General features: G+C 59.4%; 15 protein-coding genes. 12 read left to right on the top strand and 3 right to left on the bottom strand.

Annotated features, from left to right (window positions below; all coding sequences use genetic code 11):
* Positions 1 to 159 precede the first annotated feature (159 nt).
* Genes C5F52_RS16730 through C5F52_RS16700 form a run of 7 tightly spaced genes read left to right on the top strand, consistent with a single transcriptional unit; the run spans position 160 to position 7,112 of the window.
* A complete protein-coding gene (locus C5F52_RS16730; protein ID WP_161499717.1) occupies positions 160 to 1,629 on the top strand; it encodes a type IV pilus secretin PilQ in 1,470 nt (489 codons plus the stop codon).
* An 8-nt stretch (positions 1,630 to 1,637) separates the two neighbouring features.
* Complete coding sequence (locus C5F52_RS16725; RefSeq protein ID WP_104799494.1) at positions 1,638 to 2,174, top strand: shikimate kinase; 537 nt, start codon at positions 1,638 to 1,640, stop codon at positions 2,172 to 2,174.
* Positions 2,175 to 2,193: 19 nt separating this feature from the next.
* Positions 2,194 to 3,294, top strand: a complete 1,101-nt coding sequence (gene aroB / locus C5F52_RS16720; RefSeq protein ID WP_104799493.1) for a 3-dehydroquinate synthase — start codon at positions 2,194 to 2,196, stop codon at positions 3,292 to 3,294.
* Positions 3,291 to 4,424 carry a deoxyguanosinetriphosphate triphosphohydrolase gene (locus C5F52_RS16715; protein ID WP_369952540.1) on the top strand — a complete coding sequence of 378 codons (1,134 nt, stop codon included), beginning with the start codon at positions 3,291 to 3,293 and terminating at the stop codon, positions 4,422 to 4,424. Before aroB ends, C5F52_RS16715 begins: the two co-directional genes overlap by 4 nt.
* A gap of 8 nt (positions 4,425 to 4,432) precedes the next feature.
* Entirely contained in the window at positions 4,433 to 5,668 is a 1,236-nt protein-coding gene (locus tag C5F52_RS16710; protein ID WP_104799492.1) for a CynX/NimT family MFS transporter, read from the top strand.
* A complete protein-coding gene (locus C5F52_RS16705) occupies positions 5,658 to 6,233 on the top strand; it encodes a DUF1415 domain-containing protein (RefSeq protein WP_236657895.1) in 576 nt (191 codons plus the stop codon). The genes C5F52_RS16710 and C5F52_RS16705 overlap by 11 nt, the downstream gene beginning before the upstream one ends.
* A gap of 3 nt (positions 6,234 to 6,236) precedes the next feature.
* Entirely contained in the window at positions 6,237 to 7,112 is an 876-nt protein-coding gene (locus C5F52_RS16700) for an SAM-dependent methyltransferase (protein ID WP_104799491.1), read from the top strand.
* Between the two features lie 38 nt (positions 7,113 to 7,150).
* Here C5F52_RS16700 and C5F52_RS16695 read toward each other — a convergent pair whose 3' ends face one another.
* The 3 genes from C5F52_RS16695 to C5F52_RS16685 are packed head-to-tail and all read right to left on the bottom strand — an operon-like array spanning position 7,151 to position 9,871.
* The gene (locus C5F52_RS16695; protein WP_104799490.1) at positions 7,151 to 8,125 is read right to left on the bottom strand and encodes a tripartite tricarboxylate transporter substrate binding protein; all 975 of its coding nucleotides are present in this window, start codon (positions 8,123 to 8,125) and stop codon (positions 7,151 to 7,153) included.
* 20 nt (positions 8,126 to 8,145) lie between these two features.
* The gene (locus tag C5F52_RS16690) at positions 8,146 to 8,448 is read right to left on the bottom strand and encodes a hypothetical protein (protein WP_104799489.1); all 303 of its coding nucleotides are present in this window, start codon (positions 8,446 to 8,448) and stop codon (positions 8,146 to 8,148) included.
* Between the two features lies 1 nt (position 8,449).
* Positions 8,450 to 9,871: an acyclic terpene utilization AtuA family protein gene (locus C5F52_RS16685; protein WP_104799488.1), complete on the bottom strand. Its 1,422-nt coding sequence runs from the start codon at positions 9,869 to 9,871 to the stop codon at positions 8,450 to 8,452.
* Between the two features lie 73 nt (positions 9,872 to 9,944).
* Between C5F52_RS16685 and C5F52_RS16680 the strand changes: the two genes are divergently transcribed.
* From C5F52_RS16680 to mlaE, 5 genes are all read left to right on the top strand, one after another.
* On the top strand, positions 9,945 to 10,658 hold the full coding sequence (locus C5F52_RS16680; protein WP_104799487.1) for a transposase: 714 nt from the start codon (positions 9,945 to 9,947) through the stop codon (positions 10,656 to 10,658).
* 182 nt (positions 10,659 to 10,840) lie between these two features.
* Positions 10,841 to 15,547, top strand: a complete 4,707-nt coding sequence (locus tag C5F52_RS16675) for a glutamate synthase-related protein (protein ID WP_104799486.1) — start codon at positions 10,841 to 10,843, stop codon at positions 15,545 to 15,547.
* A gap of 30 nt (positions 15,548 to 15,577) precedes the next feature.
* On the top strand, positions 15,578 to 17,059 hold the full coding sequence (locus C5F52_RS16670; protein ID WP_104799485.1) for a glutamate synthase subunit beta: 1,482 nt from the start codon (positions 15,578 to 15,580) through the stop codon (positions 17,057 to 17,059).
* 96 nt (positions 17,060 to 17,155) lie between these two features.
* Positions 17,156 to 17,989, top strand: coding sequence for an ABC transporter ATP-binding protein (locus C5F52_RS16665; RefSeq protein ID WP_201747035.1), 834 nt, complete (start codon positions 17,156 to 17,158; stop codon positions 17,987 to 17,989).
* Complete coding sequence (mlaE, locus tag C5F52_RS16660) at positions 17,986 to 18,762, top strand: lipid asymmetry maintenance ABC transporter permease subunit MlaE (RefSeq protein WP_104799484.1); 777 nt, start codon at positions 17,986 to 17,988, stop codon at positions 18,760 to 18,762. Before C5F52_RS16665 ends, mlaE begins: the two co-directional genes overlap by 4 nt.
* Positions 18,763 to 18,768: the final 6 nt, after the last annotated feature.

Below are 18,768 nucleotides of genomic sequence, written 5' to 3'. Positions count from 1 at the left end.
TTTGGCCTGCCTTGTGTGATGGCGCAAAGCAGCGCCCCAAACAATTCCCAGCACAACCCCCAAGGCAGCAGGCCAAATGGTGCTGCTATCAGCGCTCCCATTAGTGCCCCAGGCAGCGTCGCCACCCCAATCGATGCGCCTGCGTTCACCGGCAAGCCCATGTCGCTGAATTTTCAAAACATCGAGGTGCGAACCGCCTTGCAAATCTTGGCCGATTTTACGGGGCTCAACATCGTCACCTCCGACAGCGTGACGGGTTCGCTCACCCTGCGTTTGCACCAAGTTCCTTGGGATCAGGTGCTCGACATCATGGTGCAAGCCAAGGGCCTGAGTCAGCGCCGCCAAGGCAATGTCATTTGGGTGGCCCCGCGCGCGGAGGTGGCTGCACGCGACAAGTTGGCGTTTGAAACCCAAGCGGCGATGCAAAATTTGGAGCCCTTGCAAACCCGCAGTTTCTTGCTGAATTACGCCAAGGCCTTGGATGTGATGGCGCAAATTCAAGGCAACAGCGCCATGTCCAGTGCCGTCGGCGCTTTCCCCGGTGCGACGTGGGGCAGCAGCTTGAGCCCCGGCAGCGCCTATGGCGGTTCGAGCGGCTTGGGTGGTTTAAGTCTTGGAGGATTTGGTAGCCCCTCGGCTTGGGGCAACCCCTCTGCCACAGGCAGCAGCTTGGCGGGCGGTCTGCCGTTCGCATCCAGCGGCACGCGTTTATTGAGCGCACGCGGTGGCGTGATGGCCGAGCCGCGTACCAACCAATTGTTTGTCACCGACGTGGCCTCGCGTTTGACTCAAGTGGCCGAGATGCTGGCCAAGATCGACGTGCCCTTGCGTCAAGTGATGATCGAAGCGCGCATCGTGCAAGCCAGCGACACCTTTGGTCAAACCCTCGGGGTGCGTTTGGGCGGTCTGGGCCAGGTGGGGCCGCAAGCGGTGTGGGGCCCCACCAATGCCAATGTGATGGCCAATGCCAACCCCGTGGCGCAGCAAGCTAACAGCTTCAACATCGCCGACAAAGCCTTAGACACCACCGGCCAATTCGTCAACTTGCCTGCGGCCAGCTTGAACGGGTTTGCGGCTGGAAGTTTTGCCGTGTCGATCTTCAATTCGGCCAAGAACCGGTTTCTCAATTTAGAACTCTCGGCTTTGGAGGCCGATGGCAAAGGCAAGGTCGTGTCTAGCCCGCGCGTGGTCACGGCAGACCAAGCCAAAGCGGTGATTGAGCAAGGTACTGAATTGCCCTACCAAGTGGCTTCCGCCAGTGGCGCGACCACCTTGGCGTTTCGCAAGGCCAACCTCAAGTTGGAGGTCACGCCGCAAATCACGCCCGAGGGCAGCATCGTTTTGGAGCTCGATATTTCCAAAGACAACGTGGGGCAAATCACCCCTGCGGGTTTCGCCATCGACACCAAGCACGTCAAAACCCAGGTGCTGGTGGACAACGGCGGCACGGTCATGATTGGCGGCATTTACGAGACCAGCGAACAAGATGACGAGTACAAAGTGCCGTTCTTGGGCGATTTGCCGGTTTTGGGCTACTTGTTCAAAAACCGCCGACGCGCCACGGCCAAGCAAGAGTTACTCGTTTTCATAACCCCTAAAATGCTGGTCCAAAGTGCACTTGCACGTTAAGAAAGCATATTTTGTTGGTTTTGGTGGGTCTGCCGGGTTCCGGCAAAACAACTGTGGGTCGTCAGCTTGCCAGACGGCTTCGCATCCCTTTCGTGGATTCCGATCACGCGATTGAGCATCGCCTCGGCTGCTCGGTGCGCGAGTATTTCGAGCGCGAAGGGGAAGACCGTTTCCGTGACCTAGAGTCCGAGGTGCTCGACGACCTGAGCCTGCACCACACGGGCGTGTTGTCCACCGGCGGCGGCTCGGTGCTGCGCCCCATCAACCGTGAACGTTTGCGCGAACGCGGCCATGTGTTTTATTTGCGCTCCAGCCCCGAAGAGGTGTTTCGCCGTTTGCGCAACGACCAAAATCGCCCGCTGCTGCAAGTGGCCGACCCGCAAGCGCGTTTGCGCGAACTGTTTGAAAAGCGCGATCCGCTGTACCGCGACTGCGCACATTACGTCATTGAAACGGGGCGACCCAGCGTGTCGACCTTGGTCAACATGATCGTGTCGCAGCTGGAGCTGGCGGGGCATTTGCCCGAGCAGCCCGCCGCGTCCTGAACTTCTCTCTAAGGCAACCATGTCAGACACCCCCCACATCGCGCGCGTGGCCATTGATTTGGGCGATCGCAGCTACCCCATTTTGATTGGCGGCCAGTTGCTCGATGCGCCCAGTACTTGGGCCGATTTGCCCAAGGCCAGCGCCGCCTTCATCGTCACCAACGACACGGTGGGCCCGCTCTACGCGCAGCGTTTGGCCACGGCTTTGGCGGGGCGCTACAGCCACGTGCACACCGTGGTCTTGCCCGACGGCGAAAGCCACAAAGACTGGCAAACGCTCAACCTCATTTTTGACGCCCTGCTGGGCCAAGGCGCTGACCGCAAAACCGTGCTGTTCGCTTTGGGCGGCGGCGTGGTGGGCGACATGACCGGGTTTGCCGCTGCTTGCTACATGCGCGGCGTGCCGTTTGTGCAAGTGCCCACCACCTTGCTGGCGCAGGTGGACTCGTCGGTGGGCGGCAAAACGGCGATCAACCATCCCATTGGCAAGAACATGATTGGCGCGTTTTACCAACCGCACCGCGTGGTCTGCGACCTCGACACCTTGCAAACTTTGCCCCAGCGCGAAATGAGCGCGGGCTTGGCCGAGGTCATCAAATACGGCCCGATTGCGGACATGGCGTTTCTCGACTGGATCGACGATCACCTCGACGCGCTGATGGCGCGCGACCCGCAAGCGTTGGCGCACGCCGTCAAACGCAGCTGCGAAATCAAAGCGTGGGTGGTGAGCCAAGACGAGCGCGAAGGCGGCATCCGCGCCATTTTGAATTTTGGCCACACCTTTGGTCACGCCATCGAAGCCGGTTTGGGTTTTGGCGAATGGCTGCACGGCGAAGCCGTGGGCTGCGGCATGGTGATGGCCTCGCACCTGTCGCAGCGTTTGGGCTTGGTGGACGAGGCGTTTGTCTCGCGCTTCACCGCGCTCATCGCACGCGCAGGCTTGCCCACCGTGGGCCCCAAGTTGGGCGCGGAGGTGTATTTGCACCACATGCGTGTGGATAAAAAAGCCGAGGCGGGCGACATCCGTTTTGTGCTGATCGACAAACCGGGCAGCGCCATCGTGCGCGGGGCGCCTGACGCCTTGGTGTCGCAGGTGATTGACGATTGCTGCGTGGCTTGACTGATTTAGCCGCCTACGCCTGTCAGCCCGAGCGCTCGCGTGGGCGTCTCCACGCTGAGCCCGAGGCGCCCGCTCACGCTGCGAGTTTTCGCAACCCGCATCAGCGGGACCGCGACCGCATCGTGCACTCCACCGCGTTTCGCCGCTTGGTTTACAAAACCCAAGTGTTTTTGAACCACGAAGGCGACTTGTTTCGCACGCGCATGACGCATTCGTTGGAGGTGGCGCAACTCGGTCGTTCTATCGCACGCGCCTTGGGTTTGAACGAAGACTTGGTGGAGGCGGTGGCCTTGGCCCATGACCTTGGGCACACGCCGTTTGGCCACGCCGGTCAAGATGCCTTGAACGAATGCATGACGCCCTACGGCGGCTTCGAGCACAACCTGCAAAGCCTGCGCGTGGTCGATGAGTTGGAGGAGCGCTACCCGAATTTCAACGGTCTGAACCTCAGCTTCGAAACCCGCGAAGGCATCTTGAAGCACTGCGCCCGTCGCAACGCCCAAGCCATTGAGGCCCACGAACCCAATGGCGTGGCCGCTCGGTTTTTGACGGGCACGCAGCCCAGCTTAGAGGCGCAGTTGTGCAACTTGGCCGACGCCATTGCCTACAACGCCCACGACATCGACGACGGCGTGCGCTCCGGTTTGTTGACCCTGGCGCAGTTGCAAGACGTGTCGCTGTTTGCTCGCTACCACGCGCAAACCTTGAGCGAGCACCCGCAGTTGCAAGGGCGTCGCGTGTTGTTTGAAACCATTCGCCGCATGTTGAGCGATCAGGTGTACGACGTGATTCACACCACCCGCGCGGCTTTGGCGCAGCACGCGCCCAACAGCGTGGAGGACGTGCGTCAGTGTCCGCCGCTGGTGCAGTTCAGCGCGGCCATGTTTGAGGAGTCCAAAGCCCTCAAGTCGTTCTTGTTTCACAACTTGTACCGTCACCCGCAAGTGATGCAAACCACCGATTGGGCCCGCGAGGTGGTGCGCGAGTTGTTTGCTGCCTACCTCGCCAAGCCCGAAGAAATGCCTGCGTCCTACGCGCAACGCCACGACTTGCCGCGCGCGGTGGCCGACTATTTGTCGGGCATGACCGACCGCTTCGCCACCCGCGAACACGCACGCCTCACGACCTGAAAGCTGCCATGACACACCACCGCTTTGGCATTCACCCCTCTTGGGTCATCGTCTTGGCGGGTGTGTGCGCTGCGCTGCACATTGGCAAATTGCCGCCCGCGTTGCCGGTGTTGCAAACGGCGTTGAACATCACCTTGGTGCAAGCGGGCTTTTTGCTCTCGGCCGTGCAAGTGGCCAGCATGACCCTCGGGTTGGCGGTGGGCTTGAGTTCCGACAGTTTGGGCCTGCGCCGCAGCATGTTGACGGGCTTATTGCTGCTGTCGTGCGCCAGTTTGGCCGGTGGTTTTGCGGCTGACGCCACCACCTTGCTGGTGCTGCGCGCTTTCGAAGGCTTGGGATTTTTGCTGGTGGTGATGCCCGCGCCTGCGTTGATTCGCCGTACCGTGGCTGCCGATCAACTCAATGGCCGCATGGGTTGGTGGGGCACGTACATGCCCATTGGCAACGCGCTGGCCTTGTTGGCGGGGCCCTTGGTGATGGCGGTGTTGAGTTGGTCTGTGTGGTGGTGGGGCTTGAGCGTTGTGTCGCTGTTGGCCTTGCTTGCCGTGTGGTGCTGCGTGCCTGATGTGGCACCGCCTGCACAAACCCCGCAGCAAGCCGCCAGCGTGGACAACGCATGGCCCAAGCGCTTGGCGCTGACCTTGCGCAGTGCGGGCCCGTGGTGGGTGTCTTTGAGCTTTGCGGTGTACGCCTCGCAATGGATGGCGGTGGTCGGCTTCTTGCCCACCGTCTATGCCGAGATGGGCTTGGCGGCTCGTTTGACGGGCGTGTTGACCGCGTGTGTGGCCGTGGCCAACGTCAGCGGCAACGTCATGTCGGGGCGCTTGCTGCAACGCGGCTGGCAGCCGCAGCGTTTGCTGCAAATCGGTTTTGGCTGCATGGCCCTTGGCGCGGTGGGCGCCTATGCGCAGTGGCAAGGTGTGGGCCTGCCCATGCCTTGGCGGTTTTTCAGCGTGGTGATGTTTTCTGCCGTGGGCGGTTTGATTCCGGGCACCTTATTCTCGATGGCGGTGCGCTTGGCGCCCAGCGAAGGCACGGTGTCGACCACCGTGGGGTACATGCAGCAATGGTCGGCCTTTGGCCAATTTGCAGGGCCTCCGTTGGTCGCATGGGTCGCCGCGGCCGTGGGCGGGTGGCAGTGGACGTGGGTTGTCACCGTCAGCCTGAGCGCTGTCGGTGTGGTGTTGTCGCTCTGCATTGGCCGCGCTTTGGTACAACGCAACGAGGCTGAACATGCGGGATGACGACGCGATGGAGGTGGTCCGCACCGCCATTGAAGACACCCAAACCTGGCTGCTCCAAGCTGTGGTGGGCTTGAACCTGTGCCCCTTTGCCAAAGCCGTGGTCGTGAAAGACATGGTGCGCTATCGCGTGTGCCTCTCCACCGACCCTGCCGATTGGCTGGCGCTGCTGCGCGACGAGTTGCAGCACTTGGCCGAGGCCGATCCTGACACGCTAGACACCACGCTGCTCATCGCCCCCCACCTCTTGCCCGATTTTTTAGACTTCAATGACTTTCTGGCCGACTGCGACGATGTGCTGATGGACCTAGAACTAGACGGCGTGCTGCAAGTCGCCGACTTTCACCCGCGCTACCAATTCGGTGGCACGGCCGAAGATGACATCGAGAACTTCACCAATCGCACGCCATACCCTACGCTGCACTTGTTGCGCGAAGCCAGCCTCGACAAAGCGGTGGAGGCTTATCCCGATGCATCGCTCATCTTTGAACGCAACATCGAGGTGTTGAACACGTTGGGTCATGCGGGGTGGGACAAATTAGGCATCACCTCTCGCCTGCACAATTGAGCCATGTCCAAACAAAAACAAGCTGCTGCGGCCAAGCCCCAAGATCCAAGTTCTCAGCTCGACCTGCGCCCCGGCCAGTCCATCGAGTTGCTCAAAGAGCTGCACATCCTCACCCGCGACGGCAAGCTCAACCAAGATTCACGCCGCAAGTTGAAGCAGGTGTATCACCTGTTTCAGTTCATCGAAAAGCTGCTCAAAGAGCTTCCCCCCAATGACCAAGGCCCCACCTTGGCTGACCACGGTGCAGGCAAGTCGTATTTGGGCTTCATCATTTACGACCTGTTTTTCAAGGCCTTGGGCCAAGGCGCGATTTACGGCATTGAGACGCGCAGCGAACTGGTTGAATCGTCCAAAGCACTCGCGCAGCGTTTGGGCTTTGACCGCATGCACTTTCTCAACCTGAGCGTGGCCGAGTCAGCCCAGAGCGATGCCTTGCCTGCGCAGATCGACGTGGTCACCGCGCTGCACGCCTGCGACACCGCCACCGACGACGCCATTGCCTTTGGCTTGCAAAAGAAAGCCAAATTCATGGTACTGGTGCCTTGCTGCCAAGCCGAACTGGCGCGCGCGCTCAACCAAAACAAAGCGATCAACTTGCAACGCACGCCGCTGGCCGAGTTGTGGCGCCACCCGCTGCACACCCGCGAAGTGGGCAGCCAACTCACCAACGTGCTGCGCTGCTTGTACTTGGAATCGCAGGGCTACCAAGTGACCGTGACCGAGCTGGTTGGCTGGGAGCACAGCATGAAAAACGAGCTGATCTTGGCCAAATACACGGGCCAGAAAAAACGCGCAGCGGGCGAGCGTTTGCAAACCTTGCTCACTGAGTTTGGCGTGGCCGAGTTGATGGGCGAGCGCTACCCGTTGGTGGCGCTTTGACCGCGAAGCATCTGCCCGCGCGATAGGTTTTTTCTACCTTACTGCGCCTCAATCTTCGCGTCGCGAATGGCCTTCGCCCACTTGGCGGTTTCAGCTTTGGAGCGCTGTGCCAGTGCCTCGGGCGAGGCGGGGGCAGTTTCAAAGCCTAGGGCTGCGAAGCGTTCCAGAATGCCCTTATCGGCGGCGGCTGTGTTGATGGCGGCGTTGAGTTTTTGAATGATCTCGTGCGGCGTGCCTGCGGGCGCAAAGATGGCGAAGTAGGCGATCAGCTCATAGTCTTTCAGGCCTAAGGCTTCGTTGACGGTGGGCAACTCAGGGATGGCTTTGGAGCGCTGGGTGGACGTGACAGCCAAGCCGCGGATCTTGCCCGCTTTGACCTGCGGCAAGGTGACGGCAAAGTCGGCGGTGAACAGGTTGACTTGGCCGCCGATCAAATCGGTCATGGCCGCGGGCCCGCTTTTGTAGGGCACATGCGTCATTTGAATACCGGCCATGTTGGCTAGCACTTCGGTGGACACCAGTTGCGAGGTGCTGGCGCTGGCAAAGGTGACATGCGTGGGTTTGGCTTTGGCCAGCTCGACCAGTTCTTTCAGGTTTTTGGCAGGCACGTCGTTATTGACGGCGACGATCAAGGGCACCGACCCCAAGTAGCCCACGGGCGCAAAGGCGGTGTCTTGGTCGTAGGGCAGCTTTTTCATCAGGCTTTTCAGCGCGGCGTTGGTGCTGTTGGTGCCGATGAGCAGGGTGTAGCCGTCGGGGGCGGACTTGGCAACGGCGTCAGCGCCCAGCATGCCGTTCACGCCCGCCTTGTTGTCGACCACGATGGGTTGGCCAAGAATTTCAGACATCTTTTGGGCAAAGGCACGACCAATTTGGTCGGTGGCGCTGCCCGCGGCAAAGGGCACGATGGCTTTGATGGGCTTGTTGGGGTAGGCCTGCGCTTGGGCTGTTGAGGTGACGAGGCCTAGGCCAAGCAAGGCGGCCAGCAGGCCAACGATACGGATGTTTTTCATGGTGTCTCCAAAAAGTAGGCCTATTCGATCACAAGGCTGAGCAGGTGCGCACTCAGGCATTTCCCGTGGGCGTCGAGTGCCAATGAGCGGGTCACGCCGCCGCCCAAGGCCTTGTGCATGACAAAGTTGAGCGCGCCCAATTGCGGCAGTACATAGCGCTCGACGGGGCCGTGGACGATGCCCGCGTAATGCGCCTGCACGCGTTCGGATGTGAGTTGTTGTTCGAGCAGCGCAAAGTCTTTTTTGTCGTAGGCGATGACCGACAGGGTGGACCGGTTGCCTTTGTCGCCAGTGCGGGTGTGGGCGATGTCGCGCAGCAGCATGTCAGTGTCCTTCGGCGTTGAGTAGCACGGTGGATGTGTGAACCGCGCTGCGTGGCATGAGTACGGCGGCCGCGGCGATGACTTCGCGCACCGAACGTGTGGCACCGCCGCCACCTGCTGGGCCATTGAGGTAAAGCGCTTCGACTTCGTGCGCCACATGCTGGGCGTGTTGCAAGGTCGGCACGCGCAGGGTCACGCGGGCTCGGACTTCGGTGGTTGCGTTGCTGCCTTCCGCTGTTCGATGGGGGCTAAGCTCTGTCGACAAGTAGGGCGCTTTAGGTTCGATGGTGTTCTGCGAGCCACCCCCAAAAATGGCGTTCACGCCAATCAAGTCGTAGCGGCCTTCAAACTCGGCGTAACCCGCTTGCGCCAAGCGTTCACGTACCAGGTCCAGCGCCAATTGGCCACGAGCTGGTGCGCCCAGTCCGGCGTAGCTCATCTGGCCTTCGCCGATGAAGCCGTCGCGGTAGCCCAACGTCACCTTCAGCGTGTCGGTGCGCGGATGGCCGTTGCCGTCCGTGATTTGCACGCGATCTGGGCCCACTTGCGTGAGTTGAACCTGAGAAAAATCAGCCACCACATCGGGTTGCAGGTAGCGCGCTGGGTTTTCGATTTCGTACAGCAGCTGTTCGGTGCAGGTGGCCACCGTCACGCAGCCGCCCGAGCCGGCCACTTTGGTGATGACGGCATCGCCCGAGGCGCTGACTTCGGCCAGCGGAAAGCCCAATTGCGCCATGTGCGGCACATCTTTGTAACCGGGGTCGGCAAAGTAGCCGCCTGTGATTTGCGCTGCGCATTCCAGCAAATGCCCAACCAACACGCCTTTGCCCAAGCGCGTCCAGTCGTCGTGTGTCCAGCCGAAGTGGTGCATCAAGGGCGCCAAAAACAGCGCGGGGTCGGCCACTCGGCCGGTGATGATGACGTGGGCGTCGGTTTGCAAGGCGGGCAGCAAAGCATCGGCGCCCAGATAAGCGTTGGCCGAAATCAGTTGGGGTTGCAGGTCTGCCAGCGTTTGGTTGGATTCCAGCACGGGCAGCGACAAACCATCTGCGCAAAGCGTGGTCAGCACATCGTCGCCCAGCACCACGGCTACTTTGACTTGTGGCAGTCCCAACGCTTCGGCCACAGCCAGCACCGCGTAGCCCGCTTGCAGTGGGTTGGCCGCGCCCATGTTGCTGATGATGCGGGTGCCTTGACGTATGCAGGCTGGCAGCACAGCGCGCATGCGGGCCGTGAGCAAGGGGTCAAACCCTGCGTCGGGGTGGTGGCTGCGTTCGAGCTGCGCCAGTGCGATCGTGCGCTCGGCCAAGCACTCGAACACCAGGTAGTCCAGCTGGCCTTTCTCGGCCAGTTCGACGGCGGGCGGGATGCGGTCGCCCGCGTAACCCGCGCCTGCGCCGATGCGAAGCGTTGATGTGTTCATGCGCAGAGCGTAAACCAATTTAATGGGGGTCAGATCCCAATTAAACTGGCGCTTTAGCACTTGCTTTCCACGCATGGCCCGCCAACCTCGCCTCACCCTTACCGGCTATCCGCACCACGTCATCTTGCGCGGTAACAACCGACAAGACATTTTTCGCACGCCTGCAGATTTCCAGCGGATGTTGGATTTGCTGTTTGAGCATGCGCGCGCGCAAGGTGTGGACGTGCATGCGTATGTGTTGATGAGCAACCATTTGCACCTGCTGCTCACGCCACAAAAAGACCAAGCCTTGCCCAAAATGATGCAGGCCGTCGGGCGCAGTTACGTGCAGGTGTTCAACAAAGTGCATGGCCGCACGGGCACCTTGTGGGAAGGGCGCTATCGCTCCACGCTGATTCAAACAGATCGCTACTTGCTGGCGTGCATGGTCTACATCGACCTCAACCCTGTGCGGGCGCACATGGTGGCGCTGCCTGAAGATTACCCGTGGTCCAGCTACGCGCATTACACGGGCAGGCGGACGGACCGGCTGATCACGCCGCACCCCTTGTATTGGGGCTTGGGCAACACCCCGTTTGCGCGTGAAGCGGCCTACGCCGAATTGGTGCAAGCGGGCATTGGCGCGGACCAACAAGGTGCATTGACCGATGCCACGCTCAGCGGTTGGGCATTGGGCGATGCCTCCTTTGTGGCGGGTTTGCAGCCGCTCACGCAGCGGCGCTTGAGCAAAGGCAAGGCGGGCAGGCCTTTTGCTGCGCGTCAAGAGCCACCAGACGCGGCGGTGTGAGCCTTTTTGCGTGCGAGGGTGATGAAAAAGCGCTGGGTGGGGGCTTTTTTTGATGTGTCCCCAATTAATTTTGTCACTCAGCTTTTTCTGAATTAATTGGGATCTGACCCTGATTAATTTTCTTGGCACAGATGCTGCAGTGCAGTATGCTTCCAGTCCCGCTGATTTTTGAGGAATGCGCCATGACCACGGCTGCCGACAAAGCACACATGCAACTCCAGGGTTTGTACGACCCATCCAATGAACACGACGCCTGTGGCGTGGGCTTTGTCGCTCACATCAAGGGCCAAAAGAGCCACGCCATCGTGGGTCAAGCGCTCAAAATTTTGGAAAACCTCGACCACCGGGGCGCTGTGGGTGCTGACGCACTCATGGGTGACGGCGCAGGTATCTTGATTCAGCTGCCTGATGCGCTGTACCGCGAAGAGATGGCCAAGCAAGGCGTGACTTTGCCCCCGATGGGCGAGTACGGCGTGGGTATGGTGTTTTTGCCCAAAGAAAGCGCATCGCGTTTGGCTTGCGAGCAAGAGCTCAACCGTGCTGTGTTGGCCGAAGGCCAAGTGCTGTTGGGCTGGCGCGATGTGCCGGTCAACCTCGATATGCCGATGTCGCCCACCGTGCGCGCCAAAGAGCCGGTCATGCGTCAAATCTTCATTGGTCGCGGCAATGACGTGATCGTGCAAGACGCGCTGGAGCGCAAGCTGTACGTCATCCGTAAGACAGCCAGTGCCGCCATTCAGCATCTGAATTTGAAGCACGGCAAAGAGTATTACGTGCCCAGCATGTCCAGCCGCACGGTCATTTACAAAGGCCTGTTGTTGGCCGATCAAGTGGGCACTTATTTCACCGATTTGACTGACGAGCGCTGCGTGTCCGCACTCGGCTTGGTGCACCAACGCTTCTCGACCAACACCTTCCCCGAGTGGCCCTTGGCTCACCCTTACCGCTATGTGGCGCACAACGGCGAGATCAACACCGTCAAAGGCAACTACAACTGGATGAAGGCCCGCGAAGGCGTGATGTCTTCCCCCGTGTTGGGCGACGACCTCAAAAAGCTCTACCCCATCAGCTTCCCTGACCAGTCAGACACAGCCACGTTCGACAACTGCTTGGAATTGATGACGATGGCGGGTTACCCCATCAGCCAAGCCGTGATGATGATGATTCCTGAGCCATGGGAAAACCACAACACCATGGACGAGCGCCGCAAGGCCTTCTACGAATACCACGCTGCGATGTTGGAGCCATGGGACGGCCCAGCTTCTATCGTGTTCACCGACGGTCGCCAAATCGGCGCCACGCTGGACCGCAACGGCTTGCGTCCTTCGCGCTACTGCATCACCGACGACGACATGGTCATCATGGGTTCTGAGTCGGGTGTGTTGCCCGTGCCCGAGAGCAAGATCGTGCGCAAGTGGCGTCTACAGCCCGGCAAGATGTTCTTGATCGACCTCGAACAAGGTCGCATGATCGACGACGACGAACTCAAAGCGGGCCTGACCAACACCAAGCCTTACAAACAGTGGATTGAAAACGTCCGCGTCAAGCTCGACGACGTCAAAGCCCATGAAGGCGAAACCGCGCAAGCCAGCGACGTGTCGTTGCTCGACCGTCAACAAGCGTTCGGCTACAGCCAAGAAGACATCAAGTTCTTGATGGCGCCGATGGCCATCAACGGCGAAGAGGGCATTGGCTCGATGGGCAACGACAGCCCTCTGGCTGTGTTGTCTGGCAAAAACAAACCGCTGTACAACTACTTCAAGCAGTTGTTCGCGCAAGTGACCAACCCACCGATCGACCCGATCCGTGAAGCCATCGTGATGTCGCTGGTGTCGTTCGTGGGCCCTAAGCCCAACTTGCTCGACATCAACCAAGTCAACCCACCCATGCGTTTGGAAGTCAGCCAGCCCGTGCTGGACTTCGCCGACATGGCCAAGTTGCGTGACATTGAGCAGTACACCCACGGCAAGTTCAAGAGCGCCACGCTCGACATGACTTACCCACTGGCTTGGGGCCACGACGGCGTGGAAGCCAAGTTGGCGTCGTTGTGCGCTGAAGCCGTGGATGCCATCAAAGGCGGCCACAACATCCTCATCATCAGCGACCGCGCTGTGGGCCCCACGCAAGTGGCAATCCCCGCAGTGTTGGCTTTGTCTGCGATTCACCAACACTTGGTGCGCGAAGGCTTGCGCACCACCGCTGGTTTGGTGGTCGAAACAGGCAGCGCCCGCGAAGTGCACCACTTCGCCGTGTTGGCTGGCTACGGCGCAGAAGCTGTGCATCCCTACCTCGCGCTCGAAACCTTGGCCAACTTGCACAAAGAGTTGCCCGCTGATTTGTCGACCGACAAAGCGATCTACAACTACATCAAAGCCATCGGCAAAGGCTTGTCGAAGATCATGTCCAAAATGGGCGTGTCGACCTACATGTCTTACTGCGGCGCACAGTTGTTTGAAGCCATCGGCGTCAACACCGAAACCGTACAAAAGTACTTCACTGGCACACCAAGCCGCGTGGAAGGCATCGGCATTTTCGAAATGGCCGAAGAAGGCATTCGCATGCACAAGGCCGCCTTTGGCGAAGACCCCGTGCTTGCCAACATGCTCGACGCTGGCGGTGAATACGCTTGGCGCGCACGTGGCGAAGAGCACATGTGGACGCCTGATGCGATTGCCAAGTTGCAGCACAGCACACGCTCGAACAACTTCAACACGTACAAAGAGTACGCACAAATCGTCAACGACCAAAACAAGCGTCACCTGACCTTGCGCGGTTTGTTTGAGTTCAAGATTGACCCTGCCAAAGCCATTTCGGTGGACGAGGTGGAGCCAGCCACTGAAATCGTGAAGCGTTTTGCGACTGGCGCGATGTCGCTCGGCTCCATTAGCACAGAAGCACACGCCACATTGGCCGTGGCGATGAACCGCATTGGCGGCAAGTCCAACACGGGTGAGGGCGGTGAAGACCCCGCGCGTTACCGCAACGAACTCAAAGGCATCCCCATCAAAAAGGGCGACAGCCTGAAGTCCATCATCGGTGCCGATGTGGTTGAGGTGGACATGCCTTTGGAAGCGGGTGACAGCCTGCGTTCACGCATCAAGCAAGTGGCTTCGGGTCGCTTCGGTGTGACCGCTGAGTACTTGTCGTCGTCGGATCAAATTCAGATCAAGATGGCCCAAGGTGCCAAGCCTGGTGAAGGCGGTCAGTTGCCAGGCTCGAAAGTGTCGGAGTACATCGGCAAGCTGCGTTACAGCGTGCCAGGTGTGGGCTTGATCTCGCCACCTCCTCACCACGACATTTATTCAATCGAAGACTTGGCTCAGCTGATTCACGATTTGAAGAACGTCGCCCCTCACGCGGACATCAGCGTGAAGTTGGTATCTGAAATCGGCGTGGGCACCATTGCCGCAGGCGTTGCCAAGTGCAAGGCCGATCACGTGGTGATCGCGGGCCATGACGGCGGTACAGGCGCTTCGCCTTGGTCGTCGATCAAGCATTGCGGCTCGCCTTGGGAAATCGGTTTGGCTGAAACACAACAAACCTTGGTGCTGAACGGTTTGCGTGGTCGTATCCGTGTGCAAGCTGACGGCCAAATGAAGACCGGCCGCGACGTGGCTGTGGGTGCTTTGTTGGGCGCTGACGAGTTTGGCTTCGCCACCGCACCGCTGGTGGTTGAGGGTTGCATCATGATGCGCAAGTGCCACTTGAACACCTGCCCCGTGGGCGTGGCCACGCAAGACCCCGAGTTGCGCAAGAAGTTCACCGGCAAGCCTGAGCACGTCGTCAACTACTTCTTCTTCATCGCTGAAGAAGTGCGTCAAATCATGGCGCAGTTGGGCATCCGCAAGTTTGATGATTTGATCGGTCGCGCTGATTTGCTCGACATGCGTCAAGGCATTGAGCACTGGAAGGCTTCTGGCCTCGACTTCGGTCGTTTGTTGGCCGTGCCTCAAGTGGGCAACGACGTGCCTAAGTTCCATGTGGCCCAGCAAGACCACGGTTTGGAAAAAGCACTGGACCAAAAACTCATCGAGAAATCCAAGCCTGCCATCGAGCGCGGCGAGAAGGTGCAGTTCATGGAAGTGGCCCGCAACGTGAACCGCTCAGTCGGTGCCATGTTGTCCGGCGCTGTGACCAAGGTGCACCCAGAAGGTTTGCCCGATGACAGCATCCGCATTCAACTCGAAGGCACGGGCGGTCAATCGTTCGGCGCGTTCTTGTGCAACGGCATCACGCTGTACCTCATTGGCGACGCCAACGACTACACCGGCAAAGGCTTGTCCGGTGGCCGCGTGGTGGTTCGCCCCAGCATCGATTTCCGTGGCGACGCCGTCAACAACATCATCGTGGGTAACACCGTGATGATTGGTGCGACACGCGGCGAGGCGTTCTTCTCCGGCGTGGCTGGTGAGCGTTTTGCGGTGCGTTTGTCTGGCGCGACCGCTGTGGTTGAAGGCACAGGCGACCACGGTTGCGAATACATGACCGGCGGTACGGTGGCGGTGTTGGGTAAAACCGGCCGCAACTTTGCGGCGGGTATGAGCGGCGGTGTGGCGTACGTGTACGACGAAGACGGCCAGTTCAACAAGAAGTGCAACACCGCCATGGTTTCCATGGAAAAAGTGTTGACCGCTGCCGAGCAAGAAGCCTCGTTGCCACGCGCCATTTGGCACCGTGATCAAACCGACGAAGCGCAACTCAAGAAGTTGCTCGAAGACCACCACCGTTGGACGGGCTCCAAACGCGCCCGTGACTTATTGGACAACTGGGAAACCTCGCGTGCCAAGTTCGTCAAAGTGTTCCCCAACGAATACAAGCGCGCATTGGGCGAAATCAACGGCAAAAAAGCCGACGCCGCAGCCAAGGCTAAAAAGCCTGTTGCCGCCTAAACCAACGCCCAAGCAAAAGGATTTGAAATCATGGGAAAAGTCACTGGCTTCATGGAAATTGAGCGTCTCGAAGAGGGCTACAAGCCCGTCAAAGAGCGCCTGAAAAACTACAACGAGTTTGTGATTGGTTTGGACGATGGCCAAGCCAAACAACAAGCTGCGCGTTGCATGGACTGCGGCACACCGTTTTGTAACAACGGTTGCCCTGTCAACAACATCATTCCGGACTTCAACGAGTTGGTGTACCAAAGCGATTGGAAGAACGCGATTGACGTGCTGCACAGCACCAACAACTTCCCCGAGTTCACCGGCCGCATCTGCCCCGCACCTTGCGAAGCGGCTTGCGTGGTGAACGTCAATGGCGACGCGGTGGGCATCAAGTCCATCGAGCACGCGATCATTGACAAAGCTTGGTCCGAAGGCTGGGTGGTGGCTAAACCGCCTAAGCACAAGACAGGCAAGAAGGTTGCGGTGGTGGGTTCAGGCCCCGCCGGCATGGCTGCTGCACAGCAGTTGGCACGCGTCGGTCACGACGTGACCTTGTTCGAAAAGAACGACCGCATCGGTGGTTTGTTGCGCTACGGCATTCCTGACTTCAAGATGGAAAAGTCGCACATCGACCGCCGCGCCAAGCAGCTCGAAGCTGAAGGCGTGACCATCCGCACCAACGTGATGGTGGGCGAGTTGCCTAAGGGTTCTAAGGTCACTAACTGGGCCAAGGAAACCGTCAGCCCCGCTCAACTGCAAAAAGACTTTGACGCGGTGTTGTTGACGGGGGGGGCCGAGCAGTCCCGCGACTTGCCCGCACCCGGCCGCGACTTGGCTGGCATTCACTTCGCGATGGAGTTCTTGCCCCAACAAAACAAGGTCAACGGCGGCGACAAGGTCAAAGAGCAATTGCGCGCTGACGGCAAGCATGTGGTGGTCATTGGCGGTGGCGACACCGGCTCTGACTGCGTGGGCACCAGCACACGTCACGGCGCTGCTGGCGTGGTTCAGTTCGAGGTGATGCCTATGCCACCCGAGCACGAGAACAAGCCAATGGTGTGGCCTTACTGGCCACTGAAGCTGCGCACCAGCTCTAGCCACGACGAGAGCTCTGAAAAAGGTTTGCTCAAGCGCGAATTCGCCATCTCCACCAAAGAGTTTGTCGGTGAAAACGGCAAAGTCACAGGGGTCAAAACCGTTCGCGTGGAATGGAAAGACGGCAAGATGGTCGAAGTGGCGGGCAGCGAAGAAATCATCAAAGCCGACCTCGTCTTGCTGGCGATGGGCTTTGTGAACCCTGTGGCCACCATTTTGGAAGGCTTCGGCGTCGAAAAAGACGCACGCGGCAACGCCAAGGCAACCACCGAGTTCACCGGTGGCTACGCCACCAACGTGCCCAAAGTGTTTGCCGCTGGCGACATCCGTCGTGGCCAATCGTTGGTCGTGTGGGCCATCCGCGAAGGCCGTCAGGCAGCGCGTTCAGTGGATGAGTTCTTGATGGGCGCGAGCGATCTGCCACGCTAACTTTGAGCGAAAGCCCTATCTTTACAAGCCTGTGACGGCTTGGTTCTAAAATAGCAAAAGCTGGTCTGTTTCATCAACAGGCCAGCTTTTGTTTCTATGACTATCACTTCCCCCTTAAATACAAACCCTGACGCGTTGGTCGAGCTGCGCGATATTCGCTTTGGCTATGGCGAGCGTGTCATCTTGGATGGCATCACCTTGACGGTGCCACGCGGCAAAGTCACGGCTTTGATGGGCGCCTCTGGCGGTGGCAAAACCACCGTGTTGCGCCTGATCGGTGGCCAATACCGCGCCCAGTCTGGCAGCTTGACATTTGATGGCCAAGAGATTGCCTCACTTGACCCCGCCGGTTTGTACGCCGTGCGTCGTCGCATGGGCATGCTGTTTCAGTTTGGCGCCTTGTTCACCGACTTGAGCGTGTTTGACAACGTGGCGTTCCCGCTGCGCGAGCACACCGACTTGAGCGAATCGATGATCCGTGACATCGTGTTGATGAAGCTCGAAGCCGTGGGTCTGCGTGGCGCACGCAATTTGATGCCCAGCGAGGTGTCGGGTGGCATGGCCCGTCGTGTGGCCTTGGCCCGCGCCATGGCCCTAGACCCACAACTGGTGATGTACGACGAGCCCTTTGCTGGGCTGGACCCCATTTCGCTCGGTACCGCCGCGCGTTTGATTCGCCAACTCAACGACACCTTGGGCTTGACCAGTGTGATCGTGTCGCACGATTTGGATGAAACCTTCCACATCGCCGACCAAGTGATCGTGCTGGCCAACGGCAAGATTGCCGCACAAGGCACCCCCGAGGAGGTACGTCACAGCACCGACCCGTTGGTGCATCAGTTTGTCAGCGCAGCGCCTGATGGCCCTGTGCGCTTTCATTACCCAGGTCCGTCGGTGGCACAAGACTTTGGCGTGGAGGGCAAGGCATGACATTCGTCGCTAATTTAGGCTTTGCGGTGCGCAGTTATTTGGCCGGCTTGGGCCAAGCTACGCGACTGTTCATGCGCTTGGTGGCGCTGTTTGGCAGCAATATGCGCCGCTTTGGGCTGGTGCGCGATCAGGTGCATTTTTTGGGTAACTACTCGCTGGCCATCATTGCCGTGTCGGGTTTGTTTGTGGGTTTTGTGCTCAGTTTGCAGGGCTACTACACCTTGCAGCGCTACGGTTCGTCCGAGGCTTTGGGTCTGTTGGTGGCGTTGAGCTTGGTGCGCGAACTCGGGCCCGTGGTGAGCGCTTTGCTGTTTGCTGGGCGTGCGGGTACGTCACTGACGGCTGAGATCGGTTTGATGAAAGCGGGCGAACAACTCAGCGCCATGGACTTGATGGCTGTCGACCCCGTGCAACGCATTTTGGGTCCCCGTTTTTGGGGCGGCATCATCGCTTTGCCTTTGCTCTCTGCTGTGTTCAGCGCGGTGGGCATTTTGGGCGGCTGGATGGTGGGCGTGTTGATGATTGGCGTCGATGCGGGTTCGTTCTGGAGCCAAATGCAGGGCGGCGTTGACGTTTGGAAAGACGTGGGCAACGGCGTGATCAAAAGCGTGGTGTTTGGTGTCACGGTCACGTTTGTGGCCTTGCTGCAAGGGTATGAAGCGCAGCCCACGCCCGAAGGCGTGTCGCGTGCGACCACCCGCACGGTGGTGGTGGCCTCGTTGGCCGTGTTGGGTTTGGACTTTGTCCTCACAGCCCTGATGTTCAGTATTTGAGAAAGA

It is taken from the genome of Limnohabitans sp. TS-CS-82, from assembly GCF_002943475.1.
Note: the sequence above shows the minus strand (reverse complement) of the source record. Positions and strands in the feature narration are given on the sequence as shown.